Annotated in this window: 8 protein-coding genes; all 8 read right to left on the bottom strand. The window is 70.0% G+C overall.

The window, feature by feature from the left end:
- Positions 1-779, bottom strand: a 779-nt coding sequence (locus tag VJ693_RS08305) for an endonuclease/exonuclease/phosphatase family protein (protein WP_324153192.1), incomplete at its 3' end; no start/stop codon positions are given.
- Positions 776-2,287, bottom strand: a complete 1,512-nt coding sequence (locus VJ693_RS08310; RefSeq protein WP_324153193.1) for a tryptophan halogenase family protein — start codon at positions 2,285-2,287, stop codon at positions 776-778. The genes VJ693_RS08310 and VJ693_RS08305, both read right to left, overlap by 4 nt.
- A gap of 25 nt (positions 2,288-2,312) precedes the next feature.
- Complete coding sequence (locus tag VJ693_RS08315; RefSeq protein WP_324153194.1) at positions 2,313-3,386, bottom strand: ABC transporter ATP-binding protein; 1,074 nt, start codon at positions 3,384-3,386, stop codon at positions 2,313-2,315.
- Between the two features lie 7 nt (positions 3,387-3,393).
- A complete protein-coding gene (locus VJ693_RS08320) occupies positions 3,394-4,263 on the bottom strand; it encodes a carbohydrate ABC transporter permease (protein WP_324153195.1) in 870 nt (289 codons plus the stop codon).
- Positions 4,260-5,162: a sugar ABC transporter permease gene (locus VJ693_RS08325; protein WP_324153197.1), complete on the bottom strand. Its 903-nt coding sequence runs from the start codon at positions 5,160-5,162 to the stop codon at positions 4,260-4,262. Before VJ693_RS08325 ends, VJ693_RS08320 begins: the two co-directional genes overlap by 4 nt.
- Before the next feature lie 2 nt (positions 5,163-5,164).
- On the bottom strand, positions 5,165-6,406 hold the full coding sequence (locus tag VJ693_RS08330) for an ABC transporter substrate-binding protein (RefSeq protein ID WP_324153199.1): 1,242 nt from the start codon (positions 6,404-6,406) through the stop codon (positions 5,165-5,167).
- A gap of 14 nt (positions 6,407-6,420) precedes the next feature.
- Entirely contained in the window at positions 6,421-7,788 is a 1,368-nt protein-coding gene (locus VJ693_RS08335) for a GH1 family beta-glucosidase (RefSeq protein ID WP_324153201.1), read from the bottom strand.
- The coding region (locus tag VJ693_RS08340) for a putative glycoside hydrolase (protein ID WP_324153203.1) at positions 7,785-8,620 on the bottom strand (836 nt) is incomplete at its 5' end. The genes VJ693_RS08340 and VJ693_RS08335, both read right to left, overlap by 4 nt.

Consider the following 8,620-nt stretch of genomic DNA (forward strand, 5'->3'; position numbering starts at 1 on the left):
TGCACCTCGAAGCGATCGCTGACGAAGATGTAGTCGATGCGGTCGACCAGCGGTGCATCGAGCTTGAAGCCGTTGAACGTGCCCACCGGGCCGTAGGGCGGCGCCTTCGAGATCGCCCGCGCATCGCGCAACTCGGCCGACATCACTTGCGCCGCATCCGACTCGGGTGTCGAGTTGAAATCCCCCAGGCAGATGATCGGCAGCCTGCCCGCGATCGCATGCGCCTTGCGCAGGATCAGCCGGGCCGACTCGCGGCGCGCGACGACGCCCTCGTGGTCGAAATGCGCCGAGAAGACCGCGAAGACCTTGCCGGTGCGCCGGTCGCGCAACTTGGCCCAGGAGGCCAGCCGATTGCAGCAGCGCCCGTCCCAGCCGACCGAGGGCTTGTCGGGCGTTTCGCTGAGCCAGAAGTCGCCTTGGGCGAGCAGCTCGAAACGCGCGCTGCGGTAGAAGATGGCCGAATGCTCGCCTTCGCGTCGGCCGTCGTCGCGGCCCACGCCGACGTGGCCGAACTCGCGCATCTCGGCCAGGTCGTCGATCTGGTCGGGCAGGCCCTCCTGGGTGGCGAGCAGGTCGAACTCGTGGTAGCGGATCAGCGCACGCACGGCATCCCTTCGGTGCGGCCACTGGTTGATGCCGTCGTCCTCGGTGTTCAGGCGCAGGTTGTAGGTCGCGACATTGAAGGCCGGTGCCTCGGCCGCCGGCACCGTGGCACCGGCCAGCAGGCCGAGCGCGGCGGCCGCCACCCGCGCCCAGGCCGCGAAGCGACGGACCCTCATGCCCGCGCGGCCGCGCACTCGGCGGCGATGAACTGGGCCTGGGTCGGCATCACCGCGACGCATTTGCGGATCACGCCAGCCACGTTGTCGAGGAAGTCGTCGACCTCTTCGGGCGGGTACAGATCGGCAAAGGGGTGGTGCCCCCGCGGCTCGATGCGCTGGCCCTGCATCACCTGCAGCCAGCTCAGCTCGGCGAACAGCTCGTTGCCCTCGCGGAAGATGCGACCGTTGGAGCGGTACAGGTCGATCTTGCGCTGCAGCGCCTCGGGGATGCTCATGTGGCGGGTGTAGCGCCAGAACGGCGTGTCTTCGCGCTCGGTGGCGTGGTAGTGCAGGATGATGAAGTCGCGCACGCGCTCGTACTCGTACTGCGTCATCGCGTTGTATTCGGCGATGTCCGCGGCGTCGAAGCCCTGGTGCGGGAAGAAGGTCGCGATGCGGGCGATGGCCGTCTGGATCAGGTGGATGCTGGTCGATTCCAGCGGCTCGAGAAAGCCGCTGGCCAGGCCGACCGCCACGCAGTTGCGGTTCCAGAACTGCTTGCGCCGCCCCGTCATGTAGCGGATGGTGCGCGGCTCGGCCAGCTTCTCCCCGTCGAGGTTGGCCAGCAGCACGGCGGTGGCCTCGTCCTCGCCGATGAACTCACTCGAGAACACGTGCCCGTTGCCGATGCGGTGCTGCAGCGGAATCCGCCATTGCCAGCCGGCGCCGCGCGCCGTCGAGCGCGTCATCGGGATCAATGGCTCGACCGATGCGCAAGGCACGGCGATCGCGCGGTCGCAGGGCAGCCAGTGCCGCCAGTCCTCGTAGCCCGACTTCAGCGTCTGCTCGATCAGCACGCCGCGCGTGCCGGAGCAGTCGATGAAGAAGTCGCCTGCGATGCGCTCGCCGCTTTCGAGCACCACGGCCTGGATGTGGCCGTCGCCCTCGCGCTGCTGCACCTGCACGATCTTGCCCTCGGTGCGCTGCACGCCGCGCGCCTCGGCATAGCGGCGCAGGAAGCGGGCGTACAGGCTGGCATCGAAGTGGAAGGCGTAGGCGATGTCGGCCAGCGGCGAGCCGGTCATTTCGGGCCGCGCACGCATGAACCTGGCCTCCAGCGGCGCCGCGGTGTTGATCGAGTAGGCGCCCAGATCCGGCAGCGGCCGGTGGCCGCGGCGGGCGAGCCAGTAGTGGTGGAACGGGATGCCGTGCAGTTCGTGGCCGATCTTGCCGAAGCCGTGGATGTAGCGGTCGCCCACTGCGCCCCAGTTGACGAACTCGATGCCGAGCTTGAAGCTGCCCTGCGTGGCGCGGACGAATTCGTTCTCGTCGATGCCCAGCGCCTCGTTGAAGCTCTTGATGTGCGGGATCGTGGCCTCGCCGACACCGATGATGCCGATCTCGTCGGATTCGACGAGCCGGATCCGGTAGGCCGGCGTCAGCATCTTCGAGAACGCCGCCGCCGTCATCCAGCCGGCGGTGCCGCCGCCGACGATGACGATGTCGCGTACAGGGGTGGGGTTCATGGCGCGGCGTCCTCGCGTTCGTGGTTCAGAGTCGGTGGCCCTCGGCGGCGTCGAACAGCGACAGCCGCGCGCGGTCGAGATCGAAGCGCACCTGGCGCTCGGCGATCGCCGCGGCGCCGTCGTGCAGCACGGCCGCCAGGCTCGCGCCGGCGCGGTCGAGCCAGACGACCTGGTGATTGCCCATCGGCTCGACCAGCGCCACGTCGGCGCTCCATTCGCCGGCCGGCCCCAGCCGCACGCACTCGGGCCGGAAGCCCAGCGTGACCGCCTGGCCGGCCTGCGCCGGGCGCTCGAAGGCATAACCGTCCAGCTCCAGCGTGATCGCATCGCCGGCGAAGGCCAGCCCGCGCGCGCCCTCGACCAATCGGCCGGGCAGGAAGTTCATGCCCGGCGAGCCGAGGAACCCGGCGACGAAGTGGTTGGCCGGCCGCTGGTAGACCTCGGCCGGGCTGCCGATCTGCTGCACCTTGCCGCCGCGCAGCACGACGATGCGCGTGGCCAGCGTCATCGCCTCGGCCTGGTCGTGGGTCACGTAGATCATGGTCGAGCCGAGCGTCTGGTGCAGCAGCTTCAGCTCGCGCCGCAACTCCGCGCGCAGCTTGGCGTCGAGGTTGGACAGCGGCTCGTCGAGCAAGAACACGCCAGCGTCGCGCACCAGCGCGCGGCCGATCGCGACCCGCTGGCGCTGGCCGCCCGAGAGCTGCGCCGGCTTGCGCTCGAGCAGCGACTCGAGCTGCAGCATGCGCGCCGCGCGAGCGACGCGCTGCTCGACCTCGGCACGCGGCAGGCCCGCCACACGCAGCCCGAAGGACATGTTGCGCGCCACCGTCATCGTCGGGTAGAGCGCATACGACTGGAAGACCATGCCGATGCCGCGATCGCTCGGGTCGGCATCGGTCATGTCGCGCCCGCCGATCTCGATCGCGCCGTCGCTGGCGTCGACGAGCCCGGCGATGCTGTGCAACAGCGTCGACTTGCCACAACCCGAGGGGCCCAGCAGCACGAGGAACTCGCCGTCGACGACGTCCAGGTCCAGCCCCTGCAGGACGGCCTGGCCGCCGAAGCGGACGCTGAGGTTGCGGATGTTCACGCCGGCCATCTTGTTCTTACCCCTTGACTGCCCCGGCGGTGATGCCGCGCACGAACCAGCGGCCGGAGACGAAATAGACACCCAGCGGCACCAGCGACGTGAGGATGGTGGCCGCCATGTTGACGTTGTAGAGACGCTCGCCGGTCGTCGTGTTGATCACGTTGTTGAGCTGCACCGTCATCGGCAGGTGCTCGCGCCCGGCGAACACCAGGCCGAGGATGTAGTCGTTCCACACCCCGGTGACCTGCATGATCGCGGCGACGATCACGATCGGCGCAGACATCGGCAGCATGAGCTGCACGAAGATGCGCCAGAAGCCGCCGCCGTCGATGCGCGCCGCCTTGAACAGCTCGGCCGGCACGGCGGCGTAGTAGTTGCGGAACAGCAGCGTCATCACCGGCATGCTGAAGATCACGTGCACGACGACGATGCCGGCCAGCGAGCTGAACAGCCCGGCCATCGCCAGCAGCTTGACCAGCGGGTAGATCATCACCTGCACCGGGATGAAGGCGCCCAGCATCAGCAGCGCGAACAGCCACTCGGCACCGCGCGGGCGCCAGAAGCTCAGCGCATAGCCGTTCACCGCGCCGATCAGGATCGGCACGATGGTGCTCGGCACGACGATCGCGACCGAGTTCCAGAAGCCGACCCGGATGCCCTCGCAGGACACCCCCGTGCAGACCTCGCTCCAGGCCGCGCGCCAGGGCTCGACCGTGGCGCTGGCCGGCCAGGCGAACAGGTTGCCCAGCCGGATCTCGTCCATCGACTTGAACGAGGTGACGAGCATCACATACAGCGGCAGCAGGAAGAACAGCGCCGCGCAGGCGAGAAAGGCATAGACCCCCAGGCGCGCCGGGGTCCAGGCGGGACGGCGGCGGGCCGTCATGCGTGCCCCCCTGCCGCGCTGCGCCGGCGGCTGCGGGCATACATCAGCGGTGCCGCCAGCGCCAGCACCATCGCCAGCAGCACGATCGAGCCGGCCGAGGCCAGCGCGATGTTGGCGCGGCCGAACAGGTGGTCCATGATGAACTTGGCCGGCACGTCGCTGGCCGTGCCGGGGCCGCCCTGCGTCATCGCGACGACCGCGTCGAAGACCTTCACGACGCCGGTGAACAGCAGCACGAACACGGTGGCCACCGTCGGCCCGAGCATCGGCAGCACGATCGAGAGGTAGACGCGCCAGGTCGGGATGCCGTCGATGCGCGCGGCCTTCCAGAGCTCGTCGTCGATGCCCCGCAGGCCGGCCAGCATCAGCGCCATCACCAGCCCCGAAGCCTGCCAGACGCTGGCCAGCACCACGGTGTAGATCACCTTGTCCTGGTCGATGATCCAGTCGAAGGTGAAGTCGGCGAAGCCCAGGTTGCGCAGGGCCTGCTGCAGCCCGTTGCCGGGGTTCAGGATCCACTGCCAGACCAGGCCGGTGGCGACGAAGGACATCGCGTACGGGTACAGGAACACCGTGCGCAGCACGCCTTCGCCGCGCACCTTCTGGTCGATGAAGACCGCCAGCAGGAAGCCGATCACCATGCAGGCGGCGATGAACAACACGCCGTAGACGGCCAGGTTCTGCAGCGACAGCAGCCAGCGCTCGTTGCCGAACAGGCGCTCGTACTGCGCCAGGCCGACGAAGTCGTCGCTGGGAAAGGTGCGCGAGCTCGACAGCGACACGCGCAGCGACCACAGCGCGGCCCCCAGGTACGCGACGAGCACCGTCAGCGCCATCGGCAGCAGGGCGCTCCAGGCGGTCACGCGCGGCCATGACGGCCGTAGGTGGCGGATCGTCATGCTCAGTTGCGCAGTGCCGCGACGATGTCGCGCTGCACCTTCTCGACCGGGATGTTGCGGTTCCAGTACGCCGTCAGCACATCGGCCAGCGCACCGTTCTGGTCGGGCGTCAGGTAGACCTCGCCGTTGCCCAGCTGGCGCGACTTGTCCTTCATGATCGCCAGGCCCTGCTGGGCGCAGACGTCCATCTTCGAGGCGTCGACGTCGGTGCGGATCGGGATCGAGCCCTTCTTCATGCTGAACGCGACCTGGGTCGCCGGCTGCGTCACGATGGTGGCGAGCAGCTTCTGCGCGCGCAGCGCATCGGGCTGGGTGGTCTTCGGGAACACCAGCACGTCGCCCTGGATGATGTACGGCGATGCCGGGCCGAAGCCGGCGATGCAGCCGTAGTCGCGCCCGGCCACCTGGCCCGCGAGCGAGAACTCGCCCTTGGCCCAGTCGCCCATGAACTGCACGCCGGCCTTGCCGTTGATCAGCATCGCGGTCGCGTCGTTCCAGTTGCGGCCCGGCGAGCCGCGGTCGACGTAGGACTGCAGGCGCTTGAAGGTCAGCAGCACCTGGCGGAAGGCCTCGCCCTGGATCGTCGCCGGGTCGCGGTCGCGCAGCACCTTCAGGTACAGCTCGCGCCCTCCGAGGTTGGTCAGCACCGCGGTGAAGACGATGTTGTCCTGCCAGGCCTGGCCGCCATGGGCCAGCGGCACCAGCCCGGCGGCCTTGAGCTTGTCCAGCGCGGCGAACAACTCGTCCATCGTCTTCGGCTCGGCGGCGATGCCGGCCTGCTTGAATGCCGCCTTGGAATACCAGATCCAGGTCGGCATGTGGATGTCGACCGGCACCGCGTAGTAGTGGCCCTTGACGCGGATGACGTTGAGCACCGTCTCGGGCAGGAACTTGTCCCAGCCGTCGCGCAGGGCCACCTCGTCCAGCGGGTTGAGCATGCCCTGCTCGACGATGTCGATGAACTGCTTGGACGTGTTGAACTGCGCCGCGGTCGGCGGGTTGCCGCCGACGATGCGGTTGATCGCCACCGAGCGGGCCTGCTCGCCCAGCGCCACCGCCATGTCGACCCAGACGCCGCCCGCGTTGCGGTAGGCATCGGCCAGCGTCTTGACGGCAGCGGATTCGCCGCCCGAGGTCCACCAGTGGATCACCTCGGCCTTGGGCGGCGGGGCGGCCTGCGCCAGCGCGCCGGCCGCGGCCAGCGCGACGGCCGCACTGGCCAGGCGCTTGGGAATGGAGAGCATGAATCGTCCTTGCATCAGCCGGCCAGGAAGCCGGCATACCACCGGCCGCTGGCCTTGAGCGTACGGCGCTGGGTCGTGTAATCGACGTGGGTGAGCCCGAAGCGCCGCACGTAGCCTTCGGCCCACTCGAAATTGTCGAGCAGGCTCCAGGCGAAGTAGCCCTCGAGCGGCACGCCGGCATCCCGAGCCTGCCGCGCCGCCGCGAGGTGCCGCTCGAGGTAGCTGCGGCGCTGGGTGTCTTCGATGCGGCCGTCGGGCAGCACGACGTCGTCGTAGGTCGAGCCGTTCTCGGTCAGGTAGACCCTGGCGGGCGCCCAGTCGCGCTGGATGCGCGTGAGCAGGTCGACCATGCCTTGCGGCGACACCGGCCAGCCGAACGCCGTGCGCTCGACACCGGGCTGCTCGACCACCTGCGTGGCCAGCGGGCCATGGCCCGGCGCGTCGGCCACCACCTCGGGGAAGTAGTAGTTCACCCCGAGGAAGTCGGTCGGCGCGGCCATGGCCTCGAAGTCGCCCCGTTGCACGATCGGCGCCAGGTCGCCCAGGCGCGCCACCACATCGGCCGGGTAGTGGCGGCCGTACAGCGGGTCGAGGAACCAGCGGTTGCGCGAGCCGTCGTGGCGCATCGCCGCCGCCTGGTCGGCCAGGGAATCGCTGGCCGGGAAGATGGGGTGCAGGCTGAGCGTGATGCCGACCTGGGCACCGGCGACGTTGGCGCGGATCTGCGGCACCGCCAGCCCGTGCGACAACAGCAGGTGGTGGCAGACCTGCAGCGCCGTGCGGTAGTTCATGATGCCCGGCGCATGGTTGCCCTCGTGGTGGCCGAGGAAGGCGGTGCACCACGGCTCGTTGTGGGTGATCCAGTGCTTGATGCGGTCGCCCAGCCGGCGCGTGACCGCGTCGGTGTACTCGAGGAAGGCGGCCACGGTGTCGCGGCTGGCCCAGCCGCCGTGCGCCTCCTGCAGCGCCTGCGGCAGGTCCCAGTGGTACAGCGTCGCCCAGGGCTCCAACCCGCGCTCGAGCATGCCATCGACCAGGCGGTCGTAGAAGGCCAGCCCGGCCTCGTTCGGCCGCTCGCCGCGGCCCTGCGGGAACACGCGCGGCCAGGCGATCGAGAAGCGGTAGGCGTTGACGCCGAGGTCGCGGGCGAGGTCCAGGTCCTGCGGCCAGCGGTGGTAGTGGTCGCAGGCGACGGCGCCGCTGGAGCCATCGCGGATGTGGCGGGGGGTGCGGCAGAAGCGGTCCCAGATCGATTCGCCGCGCCCGCCTTCATGGATGGCGCCCTCGATCTGGTACGACGAGGTCGAACAGCCCCAGCGGAAATCGGGCGGAAAGTCGCTGCGGCGGATGCCGGGCAGCTCGGGGCTCGCAAACGTGGTCATCGGGTCAAGGGTTGACGGGGATCGGGGCAGCGTGCGACGTCGGCATCGCGCGACGCGCCAGCGGCGATGCGGATGTCGGCCAGCACCGCGGTGAAGGGGCCGGTCGTGCCGAGGCTGAACGGCTCCTCGATGCGCGACAGGTCGGCACCCGCCGCGGCCAGGCAGGACAAGGGGATCTTGATCGTGCGCGGCGCAGCCCCGGCCTGCAGCAGGCCGGTCACGTCGAGCCGGCCGACGCAACCGGGGCCGCAGCGCATGGCCAGTTCCACCGGTGCAGCCGGCGCCTGGCTCACCTGCACGTCGAACAGCAAGGCGCCATCCGGGTAGGCGCTCAGCACCGCGCGCTGCGGCGCCCACGCGAAGACCCGGCCGGCGCCGGTCCACTGCACGCGCTTGGCATCCTGCTGGGTGTGCATCTGCACGGTCGACACCTCGACCCGCGGCTGCGCCGGCGGCCAGCGCATCGTCTCGGACGGGTCCGTCGGCAGGCCGGGCGCGGGATGCGCACCGTCGAGCTCTCCCACGTGCATCGAGTACGGCACCCGGGGCGACTGGCGGAACACCAGCATCTCGCGCGCCGCACCGCATCCGCCCGACGCGGCCACGACCGGCAGCGGTGCGACGGTGCGCCGCTGCGCGAGCGTGAGCCCGTAGCCGACCGCGAACAGCGGCCGCGCCCCGCGCTCTCCGGCGTTCAGCGGCGTCTGGCAAGCGGCCCCCGGCCACGAGAAGGCGAGCCGCCCGCGGAAATCGGGCTGCGCCTGGCCCGGGGCCGCGCGCACCAGCAGGTCGGCCACGCCACCACCCTCGGTGCCCGGGAGCCAGGCGGCGA

Origin of the sequence: Ideonella sp., assembly GCF_035254525.1 — a bacterium.
Classification (GTDB): Bacteria; Pseudomonadota; Gammaproteobacteria; order Burkholderiales; family Burkholderiaceae_C; genus Ideonella.

What these genes read in the sequence shown, in the direction of transcription:
- VJ693_RS08330 (WP_324153199.1), bottom strand. Translation starts at nt 6,406, where the DNA reads ATGCTCTCCATTCCCAAGCGCCTGGCCAGTGCGGCCGTCGCGCTGGCC.
- VJ693_RS08310 (WP_324153193.1), bottom strand. Translation starts at nt 2,287, where the DNA reads ATGAACCCCACCCCTGTACGCGACATCGTCATCGTCGGCGGCGGCACC.
- VJ693_RS08320 (WP_324153195.1), bottom strand. Translation starts at nt 4,263, where the DNA reads ATGACGGCCCGCCGCCGTCCCGCCTGGACCCCGGCGCGCCTGGGGGTC.
- VJ693_RS08315 (WP_324153194.1), bottom strand. Translation starts at nt 3,386, where the DNA reads ATGGCCGGCGTGAACATCCGCAACCTCAGCGTCCGCTTCGGCGGCCAG.
- VJ693_RS08335 (WP_324153201.1), bottom strand. Translation starts at nt 7,788, where the DNA reads ATGACCACGTTTGCGAGCCCCGAGCTGCCCGGCATCCGCCGCAGCGAC.
- VJ693_RS08325 (WP_324153197.1), bottom strand. Translation starts at nt 5,162, where the DNA reads ATGACGATCCGCCACCTACGGCCGTCATGGCCGCGCGTGACCGCCTGG.